Origin of the sequence: Pseudomonas putida, from assembly GCF_004357765.1 — a bacterium.
Classification (GTDB): Bacteria; Pseudomonadota; Gammaproteobacteria; order Pseudomonadales; family Pseudomonadaceae; genus Aquipseudomonas; species Aquipseudomonas putida_U.
Genome location: NZ_SMTE01000001.1, coordinates 347,811 through 370,834 on the forward strand (window position 1 = coordinate 347,811; position 23,024 = coordinate 370,834).

The 23,024-nt window shown below is 63.7% G+C and carries 17 protein-coding genes; 8 read left to right on the forward strand and 9 right to left on the reverse strand.

Translation table 11 applies throughout. The features are described from left to right. Window positions 1–24 precede the first annotated feature (24 nt). The 4 genes from peaD to peaA are packed head-to-tail and all read right to left on the reverse strand — an operon-like array spanning window position 25 to window position 4,548. Window positions 25–1,146 (reverse strand): quinohemoprotein amine dehydrogenase subunit beta, encoded by a 1,122-nt coding sequence (peaD, locus tag E2H86_RS01590; protein ID WP_133324107.1) that lies wholly within the window; start codon window positions 1,144–1,146, stop codon window positions 25–27. A gap of 32 nt (window positions 1,147–1,178) precedes the next feature. Further along, a complete protein-coding gene (qhpC, locus tag E2H86_RS01595) occupies window positions 1,179–1,502 on the reverse strand; it encodes a quinohemoprotein amine dehydrogenase subunit gamma (protein ID WP_133324108.1) in 324 nt (107 codons plus the stop codon). 1 nt (window position 1,503) lies between these two features. Further along, on the reverse strand, window positions 1,504–2,934 hold the full coding sequence (gene peaB, locus E2H86_RS01600) for a quinohemoprotein amine dehydrogenase maturation protein (RefSeq protein ID WP_133324109.1): 1,431 nt from the start codon (window positions 2,932–2,934) through the stop codon (window positions 1,504–1,506). A 48-nt stretch (window positions 2,935–2,982) separates the two neighbouring features. Continuing rightward, on the reverse strand, window positions 2,983–4,548 hold the full coding sequence (peaA, locus tag E2H86_RS01605; RefSeq protein WP_133324110.1) for a quinohemoprotein amine dehydrogenase subunit alpha: 1,566 nt from the start codon (window positions 4,546–4,548) through the stop codon (window positions 2,983–2,985). A 408-nt stretch (window positions 4,549–4,956) separates the two neighbouring features. Between peaA and E2H86_RS01610 the strand changes: the two genes are divergently transcribed. Next, window positions 4,957–6,450, forward strand: coding sequence for an aldehyde dehydrogenase family protein (locus E2H86_RS01610; RefSeq protein ID WP_133324111.1), 1,494 nt, complete (start codon window positions 4,957–4,959; stop codon window positions 6,448–6,450). A 141-nt stretch (window positions 6,451–6,591) separates the two neighbouring features. Continuing rightward, window positions 6,592–7,905, forward strand: coding sequence for a hypothetical protein (locus tag E2H86_RS01620; RefSeq protein ID WP_133324112.1), 1,314 nt, complete (start codon window positions 6,592–6,594; stop codon window positions 7,903–7,905). A 47-nt stretch (window positions 7,906–7,952) separates the two neighbouring features. Here the strand turns inward: E2H86_RS01620 and qhpG are convergent, their stop codons facing one another. Genes qhpG through E2H86_RS01640 form a run of 4 tightly spaced genes read right to left on the reverse strand, consistent with a single transcriptional unit; the run spans window position 7,953 to window position 13,550 of the window. After that, window positions 7,953–9,245, reverse strand: a complete 1,293-nt coding sequence (qhpG, locus tag E2H86_RS01625; RefSeq protein ID WP_133324113.1) for a flavin-dependent monooxygenase QhpG — start codon at window positions 9,243–9,245, stop codon at window positions 7,953–7,955. Beyond that, window positions 9,238–9,915, reverse strand: coding sequence for a subtilisin-like serine protease QhpE (gene qhpE / locus E2H86_RS01630; RefSeq protein WP_133324114.1), 678 nt, complete (start codon window positions 9,913–9,915; stop codon window positions 9,238–9,240). Before qhpE ends, qhpG begins: the two co-directional genes overlap by 8 nt. Then, window positions 9,905–11,638, reverse strand: coding sequence for an ABC transporter ATP-binding protein (locus E2H86_RS01635; protein ID WP_133324115.1), 1,734 nt, complete (start codon window positions 11,636–11,638; stop codon window positions 9,905–9,907). The genes qhpE and E2H86_RS01635 overlap by 11 nt, the downstream gene beginning before the upstream one ends. Window position 11,639: 1 nt before the next feature. Then, entirely contained in the window at window positions 11,640–13,550 is a 1,911-nt protein-coding gene (locus E2H86_RS01640; protein ID WP_133324116.1) for a sigma-54-dependent Fis family transcriptional regulator, read from the reverse strand. Window positions 13,551–13,927: 377 nt separating this feature from the next. On the opposite strand from E2H86_RS01640, the gene E2H86_RS01645 reads away from it, so the two are divergent. The 6 genes from E2H86_RS01645 (at window position 13,928) to alkB (ending at window position 22,009) form a co-directional block, all read left to right on the forward strand. After that, window positions 13,928–15,256, forward strand: coding sequence for a hypothetical protein (locus tag E2H86_RS01645; protein WP_133324117.1), 1,329 nt, complete (start codon window positions 13,928–13,930; stop codon window positions 15,254–15,256). 32 nt (window positions 15,257–15,288) lie between these two features. Beyond that, window positions 15,289–17,526, forward strand: coding sequence for an Ig-like domain-containing protein (locus E2H86_RS01650; RefSeq protein WP_133324118.1), 2,238 nt, complete (start codon window positions 15,289–15,291; stop codon window positions 17,524–17,526). A 14-nt stretch (window positions 17,527–17,540) separates the two neighbouring features. Beyond that, the gene (locus E2H86_RS01655; protein ID WP_133324119.1) at window positions 17,541–18,011 is read left to right on the forward strand and encodes a curlin; all 471 of its coding nucleotides are present in this window, start codon (window positions 17,541–17,543) and stop codon (window positions 18,009–18,011) included. 16 nt (window positions 18,012–18,027) lie between these two features. Further along, a complete protein-coding gene (locus tag E2H86_RS01660; protein ID WP_133324120.1) occupies window positions 18,028–19,473 on the forward strand; it encodes a curlin in 1,446 nt (481 codons plus the stop codon). Between the two features lie 288 nt (window positions 19,474–19,761). Further along, a complete protein-coding gene (locus E2H86_RS01665; protein ID WP_133324121.1) occupies window positions 19,762–21,273 on the forward strand; it encodes a M60 family metallopeptidase in 1,512 nt (503 codons plus the stop codon). A gap of 91 nt (window positions 21,274–21,364) precedes the next feature. Beyond that, window positions 21,365–22,009 (forward strand): DNA oxidative demethylase AlkB, encoded by a 645-nt coding sequence (gene alkB / locus E2H86_RS01670; RefSeq protein WP_133324122.1) that lies wholly within the window; start codon window positions 21,365–21,367, stop codon window positions 22,007–22,009. Between the two features lie 129 nt (window positions 22,010–22,138). Here the strand turns inward: alkB and E2H86_RS01675 are convergent, their stop codons facing one another. Then, entirely contained in the window at window positions 22,139–22,357 is a 219-nt protein-coding gene (locus tag E2H86_RS01675) for a hypothetical protein (protein WP_306466420.1), read from the reverse strand. Between the last annotated feature and the right edge of the window lie 667 nt (window positions 22,358–23,024).

Consider the following 23,024-nt stretch of genomic DNA (forward strand, 5'->3'; position numbering starts at 1 on the left):
ACCCGCGAAGAAAACAACACTCAACTAACGGACGAACACCTGCGGCGTGGTAGTGGACATGTCTCCGCCCGGCAGCTTGATGTTCTTCACCTTTTCCAGCGTCTCAGGGTCGAACACCGCCAGGTCGTTGAACGTCCCGCCCAGGTACAACTTGTCGCCCTTCTTGTCGAAGGTCACACAATAGTAGGTGTGTTCCAGGTTGGCTGCCTTGATCAGCTTGCGTTGCTTGATGTCGTAGCGCGCCAGACGGTTGAGCACGCCGTACATCTGGTTCGGGTCTTTCGGCGAGCGCAGGCCGGTGAAGTACAGCTCGGTCAGGTCGGCGAATTCCTGGGTGTGGGTCTTGCCGGTCTTGAGGTCGACGCTCAGGTAGCCGTACAGCAGCTCTGCCTCGTTCGGGTCCTGCTTGTCGTCCTTGAACTTGGCGATGGTGTAGAGCATCGAGAACTCGTGGCGCGGGCTCTGGTGCGGCCAGAAGTACAGCACGTCCGGGGCGCTGTAGCCCTTGCGATTCCAATTGCGCAGGGGCAAGGCGACACTGTACTTGCCGGTCTTGACGTCCATCTTGTAGAGGTCGGGCCCGGCGACGAACAGGCTGCCGTCGTCGGCGGCGCGCATCAGGTAGACCTGGCGCGGCATCGGGAAGGTCCGCACCGGTTTGGCCTGCAAACCGTCAGCGGTCTTGAACACCTCCAGGCGCGGTGGTTTGACCACGTAGTGGTCGTTGAGGCGCTGGGTCGGGTTGACCGTGGCGTAGACCTCCTTGCCATCCGGGCTGAGGGCGAAGGAGTACATCGACTTGCCGACTTCGCCGGGCACGCTGGAAAGGTTGGCGTGAAAGGTGGTTTTGCAGGTGTCCAGGTCGATGCCGTAGATGTCGGCATAGTGGTTGTTGAGCACGTAGGCGGTGCGGTTGTCCGGCGCCATCATCGCCGTGCCGGGGCCGAACTTGTCGGGCATCTGGCAGCTCTTGTACAGCGTATCGCTGGCCACATCGATGACGTGCAGGTTGTTCGGGTAGTTGGTGGTGATCAGATATTCCTGGCCGGCCTTGAGGGCAGGCCCGGTGTCGTCGGCCTGGGCCGACCAGGCGCAGGCCGAGGCGGCGATGGTCAGCGCGAGTTGCGCGCAACGTCCAGCATTCATGCGGTTTCCCCTTGTCATTCTTGTCAGGCCGATCACTTGTCTTTCGGGAACACGGTGCCCAGGTTGCGCCAGTCTTCCTGGGAGTTGGTCGCCTGGGCGTTCCAATCCTGGTAGGTGCTCATCATGTCCGGCACCTGGGCCGGCCACCAGCAAGGGTCGGAGCAGCCATACAGGTCAGCTTCCATCGGCTGGCACAACGAGCTGACGCCACCAAAGGCGTCCACTTCCCAGCCCGGGTCGGTGGTGGCAGTGCAACCGGCCACCGCGCTCATCGCCACGACGTCTTCGACGCGGTCTTCGGCGGCGGCCTGCTCGAGGATGCGCGCCTTGTTGTTCAGGGGCTTCAAGTGCTTCATGTCAGTGCGCCTTCCGCGGAGTGATGTAGCGATCGATGAAGGCCGGGTTGGCGGCCATGATGCGGCTATAGACCTCGATGCCGAAGTCGACCCAGTCACGCATCAGTTCGCAGTAGTGGTAGGTCGGGTGCTGGGGATCGCCGTAACGGGCATAGCTTTCGTGGTAGCAACCGCCGGAACACAGGTTGCGGATGTGACAGCTGTCGCAGCCGGTGTTGCTGCGATCCAGGCGTTGCGACAGGAAGTCGTTCAACTGCGCTTGCTTGACGCCCTGGTGCACGTTGCCGAAGGTCGGCAGGCTGGAGCCGGTGAAGCGGTGGCACAGGTTCAGCTCACCCTCGTGGTCCACGGCCAGCATCTTCAATCCGGCGCCACATGGCAGGGCCTTCTTGTGCCCCTCGTGGATGTCGGTGATCAACTGATGGAGGTTGGAGAAGCCGATGTTGCGGTGCTCCAATGCCGCTTCCAGGTAACGACGACCGAGGGCCTTCATGTTGGCGAACACCTGCACCAGTTCTTCGCCGGTGAGGTTGAAGTCGGCCATGTCGCCGGAGGTGACCGGAGCGAATCCGACCTCGGCAAAGCCCATCTCGTTGAACAGGTGGTTCCAGATGGTCTCGACGTCGGTGATACCACGGGTCAAGGTCACCCGCGCACCCACCGGGCGGCTGGTGTAGCGCGACAGCAACAGGTCGGCCTTGCGCCGGACCACGTCGTAGGTGCCCTGCCCGCCCACGGTGATGCGATTGCGGTCGTGCACGGTCTTGGGGCCGTCGATGCTGATCGAGAGACCGAAGCGGTGGGCATTGAGCCAGTCGATGATCTCTTCGGTGAGCAGGGTGGCGTTGGTGGTCATGATGAATTCCACCTGCTTGCCGGCCTCGGCGAAGCGCCGCTCGCAGTAGGCCACCATGTGCTCGATCAATGGCCGATTGGACAGCGGCTCGCCGCCGAAGAACACCACGCTGTAGCGCTGCTCATCGGGCGACTCCTTGAGCAGCATCTCCACCGAAGCCTCGGCGGTGTCGGTGCTCATTTTCTTGCCCGCCGAGGGTTTGTCCAGGTCTTCCTTGTAGCAGTAGGTACAGCTGAGGTTGCAGCCGGTGTTGACGTTGAGCACCACGGTATTGAGCGCGGTGCGCTCGACCTGGCGCAGGGCGATTTCCGGGGTCAGCGGTGAGCCGTCGCTGACCAGCTCCAGGGCGATGAGCTCATGCAGGGTTTCTTCGATGTCCTGGCCGGCGAAGCGTTGGCCAAGACGCTGCATCAATTCTTCTGCCGAGCAGCCTTGCTGGCGCAGGGTGTCGATGATGCCACCGGTCACCGCATCGGCGGTGAACAGCGAACTGCTGGGGATGTGGAACAACATGCGGTCGGCATCGACCTGCACTTCGTGCAGGTTGCGTTCGACCAGGTTCAGTAGTGCGCCCATGGCGACCTCCGATAATCGATCCGTTGGAAAAACCGTTGCGCCCTGCCCTCAAGGCAACGGCGGGTTGTTCCAGCGTTGTACGGTGACGATCATGTGGCCTTCGCCGGTCTGGCCGCCGTCGGCCAGCGTGGCGATGACTTTCAGGTTGCCCGCGTTGTTGGTCATCATCTTGCGCGCAGGGTTGGGGCCTGCACCGCCTGGCACGAACACGCCGTCAGCTTGCATCTGCCCGGCGAACTTGACGTCTTCATCCTCCACGGCACGCTCGTTGAAGGGTTCGACCTTCCAGGTGGCCGGCAGATAACCGATGCGCAGCGGCTGGCCGTTGGCGTCCTTGCCCCAGGCCTCGGCTTCGAAGCGGCCCTGGACCTTCGGCACCTTGGCGCCGTTTTCGCCGATACGGGCGATGGAGAACGCCGGCACCACCTTGACCTCGTCGACCTTGTCGTAGACCGCCAGGCTGCCGCCCTTGAGCTCACCCACCGCGACCTCGCGCAGGCCAGGCTTGGCATCGGCTGCGGCGCGGGCCTTGACCCGCACCAGGGTCGGAGTCTGTTCCAGCACCTCGCTCACCTCGACCCCGGCGCCCAGCGCGGGCTTGCCCGACAGGCCGGTGCCGACCAGGGTGATCTCGCTTTCACCTCCAGCCTTGATGAACGCCGGTTGTACCGCCAGCAGGCGTGCCTTGCCTTCCTTGACCGCGGTGAAGTCCAGGCCACGTTCGTCGTGGTCGGCTTCGAACATGCGGCCTTTCATCTCACCGTCGAGTGCCGCGAACACCTGACGCAGGTTGCTGTCGCCGATCTTGACGTTGCCGCGCCATTCATAGCCGTTGTAGAGAATGGCCGAGCCAGTGCCGTTGAAGGGCGTGCCATCGGCGTAGCTGCCCTTGACCTCGACGTTGAAGGTATCGCCCTGATCCGGGCTGACGCTCATCACACCACGCACATCGCCCTTGGCGAGCATGTGGCCACTGAACGCCCACTGCCCCGGCAGCGCATCGGCCTTGGGCTTGGCCTTCTCCCAGGCCGCCCAGGCCGGGCTTTGCAGCGGGTAACGCTTGGCCAGTTCCGGCACCACCTGCTTGAGGGCGATTTCCAGCCAGTCGCGGTCGCGTGCCTGGGCCTGGTATTCGAGGGACGGCCACTGGCCGAGGTGGAAGTTGACCAGGTGCTCCCATTCCTGTGCCGGGCGTCGTTGCAAGGCTACACGTGCGCCTGAGTGACAACGGCCGCAGGTTTCGCTGAGCTGGGTGTCGAAGTGCTCCACGGTATTGAGCCGGCGCTCCATGGCGTAACGCACGCCGTCGGTTTCGCTCGGCGCCAGGCCCTGCTTGTCGGCCAGGTACTTGACCAGGGTGCGGCGATCGTCGTCGCTGATCTGCAGGCCGTGCATGATCTGCATGCGGGCGATGCTCATCAGCCAGCCTTCGGGAGTCTTGCGCTGGTGGCTGATACGGCTGTAGGTGTCATTGCCTTCGGGGATGTGGCACCCCATGCACTTGTTCTGCAACAGGCTCGGGCCCTGCTCGGCCGCCATGGCCTGGGTGCCCAGCAGTGCGGCGGCGATCAACGCCAGTTTACCCGCATGCCGCCGGAGTCGAGTCGTCTTCAAGGTCAGACCTCCACGGTTGTTATTATCGTTCTTGCACGCTTCGTTACAGCGGTGTGCATGTGACAGGTAGCGATACAGAAACTGTGCCAGGTGTCTTAAAAGTGGTGCATTTCAATTATTTAGCCGGTTTTCGGGGTGGCCATGAAGCGCTACCCAATGGGTTGGGGCGTGCCATTTCGCGACAGGCTGTTTCATCCTGAGACAGGGCCTGCTGCCGGCGAAAAGGCCAGCGCAACCACTGTTTCATCACCGTCTCACAGCGTCTCAATGTGCAACAGCGCAGCGATGCAACCTGCCCGTTGCATCCGAACAAAACCCAGCCAGCTCAATACCTTGCGCGCATTGATCGAGCTTGGCACGGCCATTGCGCCAGACCTGGGCACATCCAACGACAAGAGGCACCGCCCCATGCTTTCCGACCTGCCCATCCTGCCCGCCACCCGCGCCTTCCTCGAACGCAAACTGAGAATGCGCATCGGCGCCGACTGGCAGGACGCTGTCAGCGGCCACACCCTGGCGTTCCGCAATCCGGCGAGCGGTGAAGTCCTCGGCGAGGTGCCCGCCGCCGAGCAGGAAGACGTCGACCGTGCCGTGCGCGCCGCACGTCAGGCCTTCGACGACTCGCCCTGGAGCCGACTGCGCCCGCGCGAGCGGCAGAACCTGCTGTGGCGACTGGCGGACCTGATGGAGCGCGACGCACAGCAACTGGCCGAGCTGGAATGCCTGAACAACGGCAAGAGCGCCGTCGTGGCCAAGGTCATGGACGTGCAACTGGCCATCGACTTCCTGCGCTACATGGCCGGCTGGGCCACCAAGATCGAGGGTAGCACCGTCGAGGCCTCCATGCCGTTGATGCCCAACGACCAGTTCCACGGCTTCGTGCGGCGTGAGGCAATCGGTGTGGTCGGCGCCATCGTCGCCTGGAACTTCCCGCTGTTGCTGGCCTGCTGGAAGCTCGGCCCGGCCCTGGCTACCGGCTGCACCATGGTGCTCAAGCCCGCCGACGAAACTCCGCTGACTGCGATCAAACTCGCCGAACTGGTGGACGAAGCCGGTTACCCGGCGGGTGTGTTCAACGTGATCACCGGCACTGGCCTGAACGCCGGCGCTGCGCTCAGCCGCCATCCCGGGGTCGACAAACTGACCTTCACCGGCTCCACCGAAGTGGGCAAGTTGATCGGCAAGGCGGCGATGGACAACATGACCCGCGTGACCCTGGAGCTTGGCGGCAAGTCGCCAACCATCGTCATGCCCGACGCCAACCTGCAGGACGCTGCTGCGGGTGCCGCCACCGCGATCTTCTTCAACCAAGGCCAGGTCTGCTGCGCCGGGTCCCGGCTGTATGTGCATCGCAAGCACTTCGACAATGTCATCGGCGACATCACCGGGATCGCCAATGGCATGAAGCTGGGCAGCGGTCTGGATCCTGCGGTGCAGATGGGCCCGCTGATCTCGGCCAAGCAACAGGACCGGGTCACTGGTTACATCGAACTGGGCCGCGAGCTGGGCGCGACCATTGCCTGCGGTGGCGAGAGCTTCGGGCCGGGTTACTTCGTCAAACCGACGGTGATCGTCGATGTCGACCAACGTCACCGCCTGGTCCAGGAGGAAATCTTCGGGCCAGTGCTGGTGGCCATGCCCTTCGACGATGTCGACGAAGTGATCGCCATGGCCAATGACAACCCCTACGGCCTGGGCGCCAGTATCTGGTCCAACGACCTGGGCGCCGTGCACCGGATGATTCCACGCATCAAGTCGGGTTCGGTGTGGGTCAATTGCCACAGCGCGCTGGACCCGGCGCTGCCGTTCGGCGGCTACAAGATGTCGGGGGTTGGCCGCGAAATGGGCGCCGCCGCCATCGAGCACTACACCGAGCTCAAGTCGGTATTGATCAGGATCTGATCCTTTTCCTGTGACGGCCTCTTCGCGGGTAAACCCGCTCCTACAGGATCACCGAACTGCGAGGTCTTTGTAGGAGCGGGTTTACCCGCGAAGAGGCCGGCACAGGCAACACGAAAACAACAATAAAACATGGAGCACACCATGAGGCACGCACTCGCCTGCACATTGGCCCTGCTGTTCGCCGCACCCGCCACCCAGGCCTATGAGTTGTACAACCAAGACGGCACCATCCTCAACGCCGACCTCGAAGCCCTGTTCGGGGTGTTCCACAGCGACGAAAGCTTCAACCAGGCCGGCAACCGCCAACCCGGCAGCACCGCGTGGCAGGAGGGCTACGTCAAGTACGGCCTCAGCGGGAGCCAGGCCCTGCCCGATGCCGGCACGCTCTACGGCGCCTTCAACCTGCTGAGCTCCGCCACCTGGGGCGATGGCGATGCCGCCGGCCTGACCCTCGGCGACGAGCGCCGTACCGCCATCGAAGACCTTTACCTGGGCTGGCGCTCGGCCAACCTGTTCCCCTCGCTGGGCGAGGACGGCGTGGACATTTCCGGTGGCCGCCAGGTGGTGACCCTCGGTGATGGATTCCTGATCCAAGGCGACCCGGTGAACCTGGGCAAGGTCGACCTGGGCGCCAACTTCGACCGCGGCGGGGCCTACTACCTGGCCGCACGCAAGGCCTTCGATCGCACCGCCGTGCTGCGCCTGGGCGGCAACCAGGGCTGGCGCGGCGATCTGATGTGGCTGAAGTCCGATAACCATTACCAGGCCGATACCTCGCTGGCGGTGGCCAACCTGGAGCATGTCGCCGACGCAGGCACCGTCGGCCTGAGCTGGATTCGCGGTCTCGATGTGGACCAGCGTTACGCGCAGATCATGGGCCTGGAACACCGCGACGGCATGGACACCGCCAGCCTGCGTGGGCGCGGCAACCTGGGGGTGAAAGACCTGGAGCTGGCCGCTGAGTACGTGACCCAGGACAAGACCGGCGGACGCGAGAACGCCTGGTACCTGGAGGGCAACTGGACCTTCTCGGAACTACCCTGGTCACCGACCGCCACCTACCGCTACAGCCGTTTCTCCGAAGACTTCGACCCGTTGTTCTATGGACTGAGCCGTGGCTACGGCACCTGGTTCCAGGGAGAAGTGGCGGCCAACTACGCCGGGCCGTTCAACAAGAACAGTCAGGTGCATCACGTGGCACTCAAAGGCAAGCCACGGGACGATCTGACCGTCGGCGCGCTGTACTTCGACTTCGATACGTTGGATACCGACCAGGGCAACCTCGGCGGTCGGGAGCTGGACCTGTATGTGGAATGGATGGTCAACGATCATCTGCTGATCAGCCCGGTGGTGGGGTTCTACAAGCCGGAGCGCAGCGCAGCCAATGGCGGCACGCAGTTGGGTGGACGAGATACAGGGACCTACATGCAGTTGATCGTCGGGACCTTCTTCTGATCCCCGGACCTTATCGCTGGCAAGCCGGCGATAAGGTCACCAAGGTTTCAGCGATACCCCTGCTCAGCCAACCATCGCCGGAGCATGAACTGCTGCGCCTGAGGCCTGTCATGCAACAGGGTTTCAAGCGATTCGCCGCGGCACAATCGCCGTACCACCGGCGCCAACTCCATCCCATGCAGATGCCACACCCCAAGCGGTTGGTCCGCGGTGACCACCACTTCGGCCTCATCCACCAGGCCGTCACGTAGCACGGGGCGCCGCGCCACCTGTATCGCCTGCCAATGCGCCGCCTGGTGCATCGGTTGGGCGTCCGGCCAGACCTGGCGGCGGTCCCAGAATGGCTGCCCGACACGGGTTGCTTCCTGGGCATAGAAGTCGCGCCCCATGCGGGCAAAGCGCAGAAACAGTTGCTCGATACGCTGCTGATGGAACTGCTTGGCCAACGCCGCTCGCTCAGGCCGACGCAGCAAGGTGTTGATCACCACCGGTGCCTGCAATGCCGAAGACAGCGACTGGAAAATGCCATTACCCGACAGTGGGTCAACCGCCATCGCGGCATCCCCCACCCGCAGCCAGTCGTCCCCTATGCACTCGCCGGCGAGAATCGCCGTACTGCTGCGTGCATACACCTGGGCAGGCTCCAAGGCCTGTAGGCCGAACAGCTCGGCCACCAGTGCCGAAGCACGTCGGCGCTCGGCGCAGTGGCCAGGCAATGCCACCTTGCCCGGCAGACGCTCGGCGTCCAGGGTCACTTGCCAGTAGCAACGACCGTCGGCGAGGCGGGCCATCCACGCCCAGCCATCGTCCAGGCTCTCGACCGCCGAAGCCGGCTCGCCAGGTTCGCCCTGCCAGAGGTTGAGCAGGCTGACGGTCTCCGGCCCGCGCAAGCGGTCGGCGGCCAGCGGCGCCTGGCGACCACGCGCCTCGACCAGGAAACGGCCTTGCAGCAACTGGCCGTCAGTCAGATGCACCTGATATCCAGCGACATGCGTCACCTCGCGAATTCGCCCGTGCACCAGGGTCACGCCAGCTCGCCTCAGGTCATCGCGCAGAGCGAGGTCGAAACGCTGGCGGTCCAGTAGGAACTCCTGGTTCAACCGCGAATGCTGGCCATTCCAACGCACTTGACGCGACGCCGGCACCGCCGCTTGCGTCAGCGCTTGACCCAGCCCAGCATGGCGCAGCCCTTCCAACACACGCTGCGATACCCCTTCGACAGCTGCGAAACGGCGCCAGTCGGAGATTACGGTGACCGGGTAGCCCAGGCGCCGCAGACCGATGGCCGTGGCGGCACCGGCAGGGCCTGCGCCGAGGATCAGGATGTGCGGTTCAGACATCTGCCGCACCTCGCCGCTCAGGACCGATGAACGTGGCATTGGCGCGCAGCCACGCCACCACCTGAGCGTGTCCGAGGTCTGGCTGCTGACGCAGCAAGGCGGCGATGCGTCCGCTCAACGCCGCACAGCCCAGGCTTGCTCCGGCCATGTTGCGCTGCCCCACGTGGCCGCCGAAATCGGCCTGGGCGCTGCCCAGCCAGGACCATTGCCCCGGTGCGCAACGGGCATCGCCCGTGACGCGAATGACACCCGGGTAGCTGGCCGGATACACCGGCCCACCCCGCGCCGGGCTGGAGGCACAGAGCAGCACGCCAGATGCCTGCGCTTCGGCGCAGGCCTGGCGCAGCACCGGGCGGTCCTGTTGCAGCCCGAGGCTCAGGTTGACCACGCTCACACCCTGCTCTGCCAGCCACAACAATGCCGCGGCCACCTGCAAGGCACTGGTGCTGCCCTGGCCGTTGAACACCTGGGCCAGCAAGAGCGGCGTCTGGCCGGCCTCGGCTTGCAGGCTGGCCACTACGGCGCTGCCGTGCCCTAGCCGATCGGGCTGCAGTGCGCCCTCGTGCATCACGCCGTCTTCCAGCCAGAAACACCGCCCTTGCACGACCGCGCCTGCCTGACCGGGCGCGCAGCCGCTGTCGATGACGCCGACACGCACGTCATGGCTCATCCCGGACCACCTCGTGGGGACGTACAGCCAGTGCGCCGTTGTGCAAATGCAGGTGCAGATCGGCATCGGCCAGGGTCGAGGGACGGTGACTGATGAGGATTCGGGTGCGCCCGGCGAACAATTGGTCGATGGCGGCGATCACCTCGCGCTCGGTGGCTTCGTCCACCGCCGAGGTGGCTTCGTCCAGCACCAGGATCGACGGCCCCTGGAGCACCGCACGGGCAATGGCAATGCGCTGCTTCTGCCCGCCGGAGAGCTGCTGCCCACGCTCGCCGAGCAGACCATCGAGGCCCAGCGGCAGGCTATCCACCAGACCCTCGAGGTGCGCCAGGCGCACCACCTGTTCGAGTGCCTCGCGGCTGGCCTGTGGCGCACCATAGGCGAGGTTCTGTGCCAGGGTACCGCGAAACAGCACGATGTCCTGACTGACCACGGCGATGCGCCGACGCAAGGCCGCCAGGTCGAGTTCGCGCAGATCGGCACCATCGAGCAAGATACGCCCGGCATCGGGATCGTAGAAGCGTTGCAACAAGTCGATCAGGGTCGACTTGCCGACCCCCGAGGCGCCACTGATCGCCACCTTGAGTCCCGCAGGAAGGCAGACATCGACGTCGGCCAGGACCGCGCCCTGGCGCCCCTCATGGGTGAAGCGCACGCCCTCCAGGCGCAACTCGCCCGGCCCGTCCGGCATTGGCCGGGGCGTCTGGGTTTCGCGCACGGCCACGGCTTCTCGCTTGAGCTCCATCACCCGGCCCAGGCTCACCGCCATGCGCTGCACCGCCACGTACAGGCCCAGCAGGCTCTGCACCGGCCCTACCGCCATGCCCATGTAAGTGGAAAAGGCGATCAACGCCCCCAGTTGCCAATGGCCCTGGATCACCCACCAGCCGCCCACCAGGAACGCACAGGCGCGGCACCAGGACGTCAGGGTGCCGGGCACCGCCTGGGTGAAGAATTCGGTCACCTGGAGTTTCAGCAACTGGCGCATGTAGCCCTGTCCGAGCTGATCCAGGCGCCCGGCCTCACGGCCTTGCTGGCCGGCGGCCTGGATGAACTTCATCGCCGGCAATGTCTCGACCAGAAACGACGACACATCCGCCGAACGCTCGCGCAGGCTGCGCACCTCACGTTCGACCTTGCGCCGCATCCAGCGCAGCCAGACCACCTGCACCGGAACCAGCAGCGCCAGCAGCAACGACAACTGCCATGACAGGGTCAGCATCAGCACCACCGAGCCCACCAGACCGATGATCGCCGACACCGCCGAGAACAGCGAGTCGACGGCAAAGCGCTGGATCTCGGCGACGTCGCCGTCCAGCCGGGAGAGGATATCGCCGATGCGCCGCCGCCCGTAGAAACTCGGTGACAGTTGCTGCAGATGCCGGTACAGGTCATCGCGCAAGGCGAACAGGATACGCCCGGACAAACGCGTGTGCAGGTAACGGTTGACCCCTGCCAGCACGGTGCCGAACAGGCCAGCGATGATCATCACCGCGGCCATGTGCCAGAGGGTCTGGTAATCCTTGGCCAACAAGCCTTCGTCGATCAGTGTCTTGACCAGCCAGGGTTGTATCAGCGCCAGCATCGTGGCCCCCAATGACAACCCGAGCAGGACCGCGATGGCAGCACGGTGCGGGCGCACGAACCCATACAGCCAGGCCAGGGCCTGGCGCATCAGCAATGGGTCGCTGGAATCCACCAGCCTTGCGAACAGTCCGCCCATGTCAGCCGCGCAACTGTTTGAGCTTGCGATACAGGGTCGCCCGGCTGATGCCGAGCGCCTCGGCGGCGGCCGTGACGTTGCCCTGATGGCGCGCCAATGCACTGCGGATCATTTCCAGCTCGTTGTCCTTGAGGCTACCCGAAGGTGAACTGCCACAGGTCAGCTCATCGAGCAGACAGTCGGTCAGGTGATCGAGGGTCAGCACCGGCTCGTCCTCCTCGCGCATGGCCAGGGCGGTGCGCACGACCATTTCCAGCTGGCGGATGTTGCCCGGCCAGTCGAAGCCTTCGAGCAAGGCCGCCAAGGCGGGGTCGAGGGTCACGCTGCCTGCCCCGAAGCGCTCCAGCACCCCCTGGACGATGGCCACCAGGTCCTCGCGTTCGCGCAGCGCCGGCAGGCGCAACGATACGCCGTTGACGCGGTAGTAGAGGTCTTCGCGAAAGTGTTGCTCATTGACCAGGCGCTTGAGGTCGCGGTGGGTGGCGCAGATCAGCGCCACGTCGATGTCCTGTTCCTCGCCGGCGCCCAGCGGCGCCACCCGGCGCTCCTGCAGCACGCGCAACAACCGCGCCTGCAACGCCAACGGCATGTCACCGATCTCGTCGAGGAACAACGTACCGCCATGGGCCTGCATCAACCGCCCGACCATGCCGCCGCGACGGGAACCGGTAAAGGCGCCGTCGCGGTAGCCGAACAGCTCGGACTCGATCAGCCCTTCGGGAATCGCCGCGCAGTTGACTGCGACGAAGGCCTTGTCGGCGCGCTGGCTGGCCTGGTGCAGGGCGCGGGCGACCACTTCCTTGCCGGTGCCGGTTTCGCCCAGAAGCAGCACCGGCAGGCCGTTGCCCAGCCCCTGCCGGGCCATGCGCAGACTGCGCGCCAATCGCGCATCGCCACCGGCCAGCGCGTCGAGCGCCGGCGATTTGGCCGAAGGCGTCGGCTTGGCCACCGCCGCGCCTGGGATCTGGCTATGGCGCGGTAGCTGCAGGGCGCGGAAGAAGAACTCGCCCCGGGCCGTGTGCACGCTGCTCGTGCCACCCTGCCACAGGCGAGCGATAAAGGCTGGGGAACGCTCGCCGAGCAAGTCGCTGCTCCGCCTTCCCAGCAGGTCCTGGCGGGCGATCTGCAGCAACTGGCAGGCATTGTCGTTCGCCGCCAGCACTTCGCCATCGAGGGTCAACGCGAGCAGACCGTGCCAGGCGCTGTTGAGGTATTGCGGTCGGCTGTGGAAGGCCAGCACCAGGTGTTCCGGGTAGCACAGGCCGAACATCCGGCTTTCGATGTTGCCAGCGGCCAGCATCAGCATCGACAGGCTGTCCTGGGGCTGGGCCAGGGCTCCTTCGCGGGTGATGTCGAGCACGCCGATCACCTGGCCACTGGGGTCGCGCAGCGGCACCGAGGTACAGGAGAACGGGCTGAGCCGGTCGAGGTAGTGTTCGCCGCAGTCGATCAGCGTGGGCCGGCCTTCCACTACAGCGGTGCCGATGGCATTGGTACCGCGCAGTGACTCGCTCCAGCAACTACCAGGGTGCAGGTCGCGCAGGCCTTCACGGTCGAGGACCTGGGTCTGCCCCTCGATGGCCAGCAGGTTGGCCTGGGCATCGCCGAGGATGACGATGCCGGCCTTGCCTTGGCGCGCGACCAGGTAATCGAGCTCGGGGGTGACGGCGTCGACCAGCAGGCGGTTTTGCTCGAGCAATTGGCGCAAGTCATGGCGTTGGGCCAGGGTCGTACCGAGCTGTTCGCCTTGCAGGCAATCCAGGCCATGGCCGAGGCTACGCCGCCAGGAGGCGTCGATCTCATCGCGCAGCACGCCCAACGGCAATTCGCCCTCACTGGCCAGGCGCAATCGCGCCTGCCGGGACCGATGCAGAGGATCTTGGGCGTTCGTTGTGGGGAGTTGTCGCGCCATCTCTCGCTCCAGCTGTGGCCCCTTTCGGTTGGGGGCTGCGTGCTTGGTTTTTTTTCCGCAGTGTGCGGGAGAAATTGATGGGCGTCGAGGTGTTCGGCTTGGGTTCAGCGGGGTGGCATATACCGGGCGCCGCCCGCGCGGCGCATCGCGAGCGGCGCTCGATCTGCGCTCCACCACACCACCAAAATCGAGCCCCTTTCAGCCCCACCACCCACCCAAACCTGGGGAACACCGCCCACCGCGAAATCGCATCCTCCCTCCTGAAAGCGCTGTGCCACAAGGCTTGCAGACATTCTTCACAAACTTGGCACGGCTGTTGCCGATGTCCCTGCAGACGCCCCAAGTCCCATGGGCCCGTTTGCAGGAGGTATCGATTCATGCACCGACCGAAACTTCACCCGCTGGCACTGGCGATCGTCGCCGGCCTGCTCCAGGTCCCGGCACACGCTGCGCTGTACGCAGTCGACCCGGGTGAATACACCTCAGACCATGGCAACTTCCCTGCCTGGTATCAAGACAGTCATGGGCGCACCTTGGACCTGTGCCTGAGCAAAGCCGTCAGTTCCAGGGTCGCAGGTGCTCCTGGAGCGCCTTCCTACATGTGCACGCTGCTGCCGACACCCGGCGTGTTCGATGACACCCAGCCCATCGCGTTCCCCGGCAACTTCCCCGATGAAGCCTTCTGGTTCACCGCCGACGCCGCCATCGTCGATGCGGCGCGCGGGATCGACCTGAGCTATGGCAGCGCGATCGAAGCGGCATTCGCCTCGGGAGATCCGGTCGAAGGCGACCAGGTCAGCTTCGCCCGTGTGCGCATTCGTGTCGATGTGCCGACTGCCGGCACCTACGTCATCACCCACCCCTACGGCGTCGAAGTGTTCGACGTCCCTGCCGGTGGTCGCCGCGCGATCAATATGACCCGCGATATCGGCATCGGCGCAGCGGGCGACTTCAGCGGCGCGCTCAAGGGTGACGTCGGGCCGTTCCTGCGCAGCGTCAACGGCCCTTACACCGAAGCCGGGGAGCGCTTCATCGGCGACCCCAACTTGAACGAGGCGGTCACAGGCAGCCCGTTCAACACCAACTTCGTGCGCATCGAAGGCCCCAATGGCCTGGACCTGCGTACCGATCTGTTCGCGATATCCGGGAAGCTCTCCGAGGTAGCGCGCCCTACCCCGCTGATTCCCCTGCGCAGCACCTACTCCCGGCGCACCGAGAATGGCGACCTGCTCGCCCAGCAAGACATTTTCGTTTTGGCACCTCCGCCGCCCGCCAATGTCACCCTGACCAGCCAGACGCCGAACCTGGCGCTGACCGAGGCCAACGGCACCGGCACCTGGTACGCCCAGTCGGCACTGAGCCCGGCATTGCCCACCACCGTTCTGATCAATGCCGACAACAGCCTGGCCATTGCGACCAGCCAAGCCACCGAGGCCGCCCTACCGCTGACCGATCTGGTCAGCATCACACGTGCCGAGTACAGCCTGGCAACCGGCACTCTCAGCCTGGTAGCCAGCAGCAGTGATGAAACCGACCCACCGGCCTTCACTGCCCAGAGCGCAGACGGCGTGCCAATCGGTGACCTCATCGGCGACGGCCCAGTGAAAACGCTCAACCAATCGATCACACCTCTACCGCCAGCCCAGGTGCGCGTCACCAGCACCCACGGCGGTAGCGATATCGAAGACGTGGTGCTGGTGCCATGAACAGACAAAGGCTCAGCCTTCAAGGAGGCAGCATGAACACTTGGCCACGCCGTGCGCTGTTCGCCGCCGGTTTCTCTCTTTCCCTGACCAGTGCGGCCTGGGCTGCGCTGTACGATGTCGATCCGGGCCCATACACCTTCGCCACAGGGGGCTATCCGCTGTGGTATCAAGACCTGGAAACCGGCGGTACGTCACTGGAGCTGTGCCGCTCACGCGCGGTGAGTACCTTGGTCGCCGGCGCACCGGGCGCACCCGCCTACATGTGCACGCTGCTGCCGGAGCCGGGCGTCTACGACGACACCTTGCCGCTGGTGTTCCCGGACAACTGGCCGCCGGAGATGTTCTGGTTCCTGGCCGAGGCGACCATTCCCGCGGTGGGCAACAGCGGCTATGAGCTCGATGCCTATGTGGCCGGCCTGGAAGCGGCGTTCGCCTCGGAGAACCCGGTGGACGGCGACCAGCAAAGCTTCGCCCGGATTCGCATCCGTGTCTCGGTCCCGACCGCTGGCGTATACACCATCACCCACCCCTATGGCGTCGAGACGGTCAACGTCACCACGCCTGGTCGGCGGGCGATCAACATCACCCGCGACATCGGCATCGGCGCGCCTGGGGTCTTCACCGGCGCGCTCAACGGTGCCCTGGGCCCATTCCTGAAGGGCGAAGGCGCGCCCTACACCGCGATCAACCCGGACACCGGCACCACCGATACCTTCATCGGTGACCCCAACCGCACCGAACGCGTACTGGGGAGCCCATTCGGTACCAACTTCATCCGCATCCAGGGCCCGGCGGGTGAAATCTTCACCGACCAGTTCACCGTTTCCGGCAAGGTCCTCGACCAGCGCCCGCAGCTGCCAGCGTCGATCCAGCGTGCCACCTACTCGCGTACCGGCACCGGTACCCGCATCGAGGTGTTCGCCAAGGCCCCCAGCGATGCCAGCGTGTGCATGCGCAGTGGCCTGGCCTTGATCGGCTCGCCACCCTCGCCCTGCCAGTTCACCTTGGACACTGACCACGAAGGACGCTTCTTCAGCCAACAGCTGAGCCAGTCCGAACCGCCTTCGGTGGTCGTGGTGACCGCCACGGGAAGCGACCTGCAGACCCAGCCGACTGCCATTTCCAGCAAGCTTTCAGATGTGGTCAAGATCAGTACCGCTCGTTATGACTGGGCCAACAAGCGCCTGGTGATCGAGGCCCGCTCCAGCGACGAAGTGCTGATCCCGGACATGGTCGCCCAAGGCTATGGTCGCCTGTCCAAGTCCGGCACCTTGCAGACCCTCACGGTCGCCGACCTCACCCAGCCTCCGGCAAGCATCACGGTGAAGTCGAGCCGCGGCGGCAGCGATGTGGAGCCAGTGACCGTGGTCGGCAGTGCGCCCATCGAACCCGATAACCAACCCCCCCTGGCCCAAGCTGACACCGGCAGCACCAGCGTCGGCGTCCCACTGACCCTGAACCTGCTGCAAAACGACAGCGATCCGGACGGCAATGTACCGCTGACCATCACCGACCTCACCCAGCCAGGCACCGGCCTCGGTGGCGTGGTACTCAATGGCAGCACCTCGGTGGTCTACACACCGCCAGCCAATGCCACGCAACCTGTGGTCGCTACCTTCAGCTACCGGGCCATGGATGCCAAGGGGTTGAAGTCGGAACCTGCCACCGTGACCATCAACGTCGCGCCCAACCAGGCACCCACTGCCAACCCTGATACCGCCGCCACCCTGGGCGTGCCTCTGACCATCAACGTATTGGCCAACGACACCGACCCTGAGGGCAACGTGCCGCTGACCGTGGTCAACCTGGTACAGCCAGCCGCAGGCCGTGGCACGGTCAGCACCGATGGCACGACGGTCACCTACACGCCGCCGACCACCGTCACCACGGCGTTCACCACGACCTTCACCTATGTCGCACGTGACACGCTCGGCGCGCTCTCGGCACCGGCAACGGTCACGGTCAACGTCTCGCCACGCCCGGCGGCGGAAACCCTGGCGATCACCACCGCCACGGTCACGGCACGCTCCAACAACCGCTTCAACTGGGACTTCAGCGGTACCTCGTCGGTGACCACGGGTAACACCGTCACCATCCAGGTGACCACCCAGAGCGGCTTGGTGACCCTGGGCAGTGTCGCGGTACCGGTGACAGGCCGCTGGCGTCTTGCGGTGAGCAACAGCACCACGGTGATCCCGACCGCCAACCCGACGGCCACCGTGACCACCAGCCAAGGCACCACGCGCACCATCAACGTGGTCGTGCAGTAAGCCAGGAGAACGTCATGAACCGCCTGTCACCCTTGCTGCTCTGCCTGTCCCTCACTGGCCAGGCCTGGGCCGACGACCTGATGGACAACGCCGACCTCGCCGCCGGCAGCGACCTGGGTGAGCCGGTGATCATCCGCCTGTTGCCGGTTGGTGCCGGCCAGTTGGCGGTGATCGAGCAGCAGGGTGACGGCAACCGCGCCGCCCTCGACCAGAACGGCCAGGCCTTGCTGGGCCGCATCGTCCAGGCCGGGGGGGCGCAGGAAGCGTACATCCTGCAGGAGGGTTCGGACCTGATGGCCAGCGTCAACCAGCAGGGATACGGCAACAGCGCGTCGATCCGTCAGAGCGGCAGTGGCAACAGCGCCTCGATCGAGCAGATCGGCAACAACAACAGCGCCAGCATCGAGCAGGCCGGCACGGGGCTTACCAGCGCCGTGACCCAAGCCGGCAATGGCCAGCACGTTCAGATCACCCAATACCGATAGACCTGGAGGCTCCACCATGTTCAAGCTCGCCCCTCTCAGTGCCGCTATCGTCCTGGCCTTGGCCGGCCAGGTCATGGCTGACGACAGCACCTCGAACCAGTCCCAGACCGGTACCGAAAACATCGCCGAAGTCCAGCAGACGCTGGCACCATACGCCTCGGCCACCCAGACTCAGTCAGGCCTGGGTAACAATCATCTGGCCGTGCAGATCGAAAGCACCAGTGACGTCAAGCAAAGTGCCACCGGCTCCTACAACGCCGGTTACGCCGAGCAATGGACGGAGAATGGCAGCACCATCACCCAGACCGCCAAAGGCGAGTTCAACGACGCCTTCACCGGCCAATCCTTCGGCATGGAAAACCAGGCCACCCAGACCCAGCAAGGGAACGGCAACGCCTCGACGATCTGGCAGGACAGCGAGATGGGTAGCCAGGCTACCACCACGCAGTACGGCGACCGCAACGAAGCGTTCGTCGAACAACAATTCGGTGGCACCAACAACAACAGCGCTGTGACCCAGAGCGGTGCCGACAACTATGCTGCAGCCGAGCACCTGGCTTATACCGATGGCAACGTGCAGATCTACCAGGAGGGCCAAGGCAACTGGGCCTATGGCGACCAGCGCGACGGCCTCGGGGGCACCATCGGCATAGACCAGTACGGCGCCGGCAACTCGGTCGAGGTCTGGCAGGACAACCAGATCGGCAGCACCGCCAGCGTCGACCAGAACGTCAACAACAACGAAGGCTACATCGACCAGAGTTTCGGCCAGGCCAACATGGCCAGCCTCTATCAGCACGGCAATGCCAACGCCAGCTGGTCGGATCAGTACGAGACCAACAATGCCACCGTGACCATCTCCCAGGGCGGTAACAACAACCTCAGCTTCACCTATCAGGAAGGTGACAATCACAGCCTGACCGTGACCACCCAGGGCAATGGTAACCAGGTCATGGCCAGCAACTGGAAAGGCGACAAACTCGGCGGCCAGTTCGGCGAAAGCCAGACAGCCGTGATCGATCAGCGCGGTACCGGAAACAAAGCCAACCTGACCCAGGAAGGCGCCATGCACAAAGCGCAATTGAGCCAGAAAGGCACCAACAACTCGACCCAGACCAACCAGGCCGATAGCAACAACGAGCTGTATTTCGAGCAGAACGGGAGCGACAACATCCTCGTCGCCGACCAACGGGGTACCGACCAGTATGCCTATGGCTCCACCCAGGGCACTGCCAACGTGATCACCCTGGATCAGTCCGGCTATGCCAACCAAAGCTTCACCTACCAGCTGTACGGTAGCGGCAACGAGGCCACCATCACCCAGACCGATGGCGCCAACCTCGCCACCGTGGTCCAAGGCGGCAACTACAACAAGGCGACCGTCGATCAGAGCGGCTACGCCCAGAGCGCCAGCATTACCCAGCAGGGCAACGGCAACATGGCGACTGTGACCCAGCAGTAAACCTCTCCCCTTGGATCGCGGCGCATTCTCTCCCTGGCGCCGCGGTCCCTTTTTTCCGCCCATCGTCCGGTGTTGCGCCACAGGATCGTCAGGCAGCCCTCCCAACCTTGCAGTCATGATCGACCTGGCCTGCACACTGAGTGAGGTCGTCCGCAATGGCGCCAAAAGGTCAGAGGGATACTGGCATTTTTGACAGTTTTCGCGCATGGGAAAATCATCGACTCTGTTGCTTCAACTCACTCGACCCTGTTCCGGTCACGCGAACGTCAACAGCATGAGGATGATGCAATGGACCACGCCAATAAGCACTGCATAGAACAACCAAGCGTCGAGTCGGTTTCTTTGACGTTCGATGTACTTCCTACCAGCGACTCCGAGCGTGCCAGACTTGGACGCTGGTTCAAACGCGCCGATTTTCAGACGACAGGACTGTATGCGCGCGACATTGACGTGATGGTCATACTACCGGAACACAAGGGCGTGACCGTGCAGTTGCTCATAGGTACTTCGGGGTACTATAGCGACGAAGTTCGCGTCTACGAGTTAAGCGAGGGCGTCAACAGAATCAAGGACTCCGCAGGCGGCTTGATCTGGCTCCGAGCTGTATCGGATGTAACAGGGTCACCGGCCCGCCGGCTCACGGTGACCTTCAGCGACAACAATAACGCTTTAGTGACAATTCCCGTGTTTCGCAAAGCGATCACAGACCTTGTCGAGTGGCGGGAAAGGTTGCAGGCAGGGGCCCAGGCCGTTCCCGTTCAGATAGTCAGCGATCGCGTGATCCTCACGGTTTCTTGGGAAAGCGTACTGTCTGAGATAGACGAAGATCCCGACTCACTGTTGGATAGCTATGCGAACGTCCTTGACGCACAAAACGAAATAGCCTCGATTGGAGCAGGGGAGAGCCCACTGCCTATTTTGATATCGGAAATTGCGGACGGGGCCTATCACGCCATGCACTACGGCCTCCGCGTGCCTAAGGCATTGGCCACCACATATTTGCGAGCGGGAGGCGTTATTAACCCGCGGGCATGGAATTTCTGGCATGAGTTGAGTCGCATGCAGCTACAGATTGCCTGGAGCGCGAACACACTGACTGATAAGTCGCCGGCCATTTACACGCTTGCTACCCAGCGCTATGTGAAGATCTTTTCCAGTGCAGTGACCTACGATAAAACCGCGCATGAGTACCTCACTAGCGATAATCGTGATTTCGATAAAATGCCACCCGAGTACACACGGGTCATGTGGGAACAGTTGCGTCGGGCATTTGGCGATGCTTTCTTTCACCGCCTCCATGTGGAAACCCGTATTAACGGTAACAGCACACCTGGCCAAGGCGACGCGCAATATCGTCATTATTTCCTGGTCACCTGTTGCAAGGCAGCACATGCCAACTTGATACCCTTCTTTGACCGCTGGGGATGGCAGATCGAAGCTCGGACCTTGCAGGAGATCAATTCCCTCAACCTTCCGGAACCCAGCCCAGACCCCTCCACCCTTCACCTCCTGGCCGATACCTACATCAACCTTGCATCCGAAATAGATGGATACGTACAGATCGCAGGTTCAGCGCATTTCGGTAGCCGAATAAAGACGACCAATGATCCACAAAAAGGCTGGTATGATCCAGAAGATGGACCTGTATACGCCAGTACGGTATCGGGGTGGTACGTGCTGAAAACCAAGCGTCGTGTGAATAATATGGCCGTGACCAAATCTTTCGATCATGATACTGGTGCAGCTATCAGCGAATCCAACTACCAACCGATCGATCCCGAACAACGCTCGGGTGAGTGACAGGCAACCAGCACAGGTCATCGCTGATGCCGCTTCGTCACCGAATGCCGACGCCGTATACTGGGAGGGGTGTCCACTCGTTGAATCTGCCATGATCCAGTCCGATCTCGACCTGTTCGGCAGCCAGCCGCAACGCCTGGCCAGCCATACCGTGCTGCTGCCCGGCTTCGCCTTGGCCGAGATCGAGCCATTGCTCGATGCCTTGCGCCCGGTACTGCGCGTCGCGCCGTTCCGGCACATGCGCACGCCCGGGGGCCTGCACATGGCGGTCGCACTGACCAACTGCGGTGAATTGGGTTGGGTCAGTGACGAACGCGGCTACCGCTATAGTCCCACCGATCCTGCCAGCGGCAAGCCTTGGCCCGCCCTGCCCCAGGTACTGCTCGATCTCGCCGGGCGCGCTGCTGCGGCGGCCGGGTTCGAGGGTTTCGTGCCTGATGCCTGCCTGGTCAACCACTATTTGCCCGGCACTCGCCTGAGCCTGCACCAGGATCAGGACGAACGTGATTTCGGCCAACCCATCGTGTCGATTTCACTGGGATTGCCGGCGGTATTCCTGTTCGGCGGGTTGCAGCGCTCAGACCGCACCCGGCGCATCCCGCTGAGCCATGGCGACGTGCTGGTCTGGGGCGGCGAGGATCGGTTGCGCTTTCATGGGGTATTGCCGATCAAGCCCGGTGTGCACCCGAGGATGGGTGAGCGGCGGATCAACCTGACGCTGCGCAAGGCGGGGTGAGTGCTGTGGTTGCATCGGCCCATTCGCGGGGCAAGCCCGCTCCCACAAGTACTACGCTCCCTTTCAAACGTGCGGTGAACTTGTGGGAGCAGCTTGCCCGCGAAAGGGCCAGTACAGGCAACAGTGAACTCAGCGGCTGCCCACCTGCTGCAGTTCAACCCCATCGAGTAATGCTTCGATCACGGCCTTCGCCGCATCCAGACTGTGATCATTCGCGAGCAGCAGGTCACGGCAGGTGCCCGAAGCCAGTTCCATCGCTTTCAGATTGGCGGCGAATGCGCCCTTGAGCAGCGTGGATAAATGAACCAACGCATCCTCGAAATCCACACCCGAACGCACCGCGAACAGCGCTGGATGACTGCATTCACAGTTGCCGAAGTCGGAAGAAACGGTGGTGGCGCGGCTCGGAGGGTCCGGTAAGCCTTTTGTCATTGTGTCGCTCCTTGATTCAATGGAGCCGCCACACAACGTGACCAAACGAATGGGTGGCGACTGTACGCGGGTTGGTCAACCGGGAATCAAGGAAACCGGCGCGCACGAAGGCGCCCCACGCACAGCCGCCATAGAACGAGACAGCGGACACAAAAAAAGCGCCGACTGTATCGCAATGGGGGCGCTTGTGCGCCTTGATTAGTTGCGGGTGACCAAACCCGGCTGCTGAATTTGCAGCAGCCGGGAAAGACTACCCATGTCGGCCAGGCGTTTCAAGGTAAGGATTTCGATAGAGACATTTCCGTCGTCGCTCTCGGCCCTTTCGCGGGACAAGCCCGCTCCCACAAGTACTACGCTCCCTTTCAAACGTGCGGTGAACTTGTGGGAGCGGGCTTGCCCCGCGAAAGGGCCAGTACAGGCAACAGTGAACTCAGCGGCCGCCCACCTGCTGCAGTTCAACCCCATCGAGTAATGCTTCGATCACAGCCTTCGCCGCATCCAGACTGTGATCATTCGCGAGCAGCGCGGGATGACTGCATTCACAGTTGCCGAAGTCGGAAGAAACGGTGGTGGCGCGGCTCGG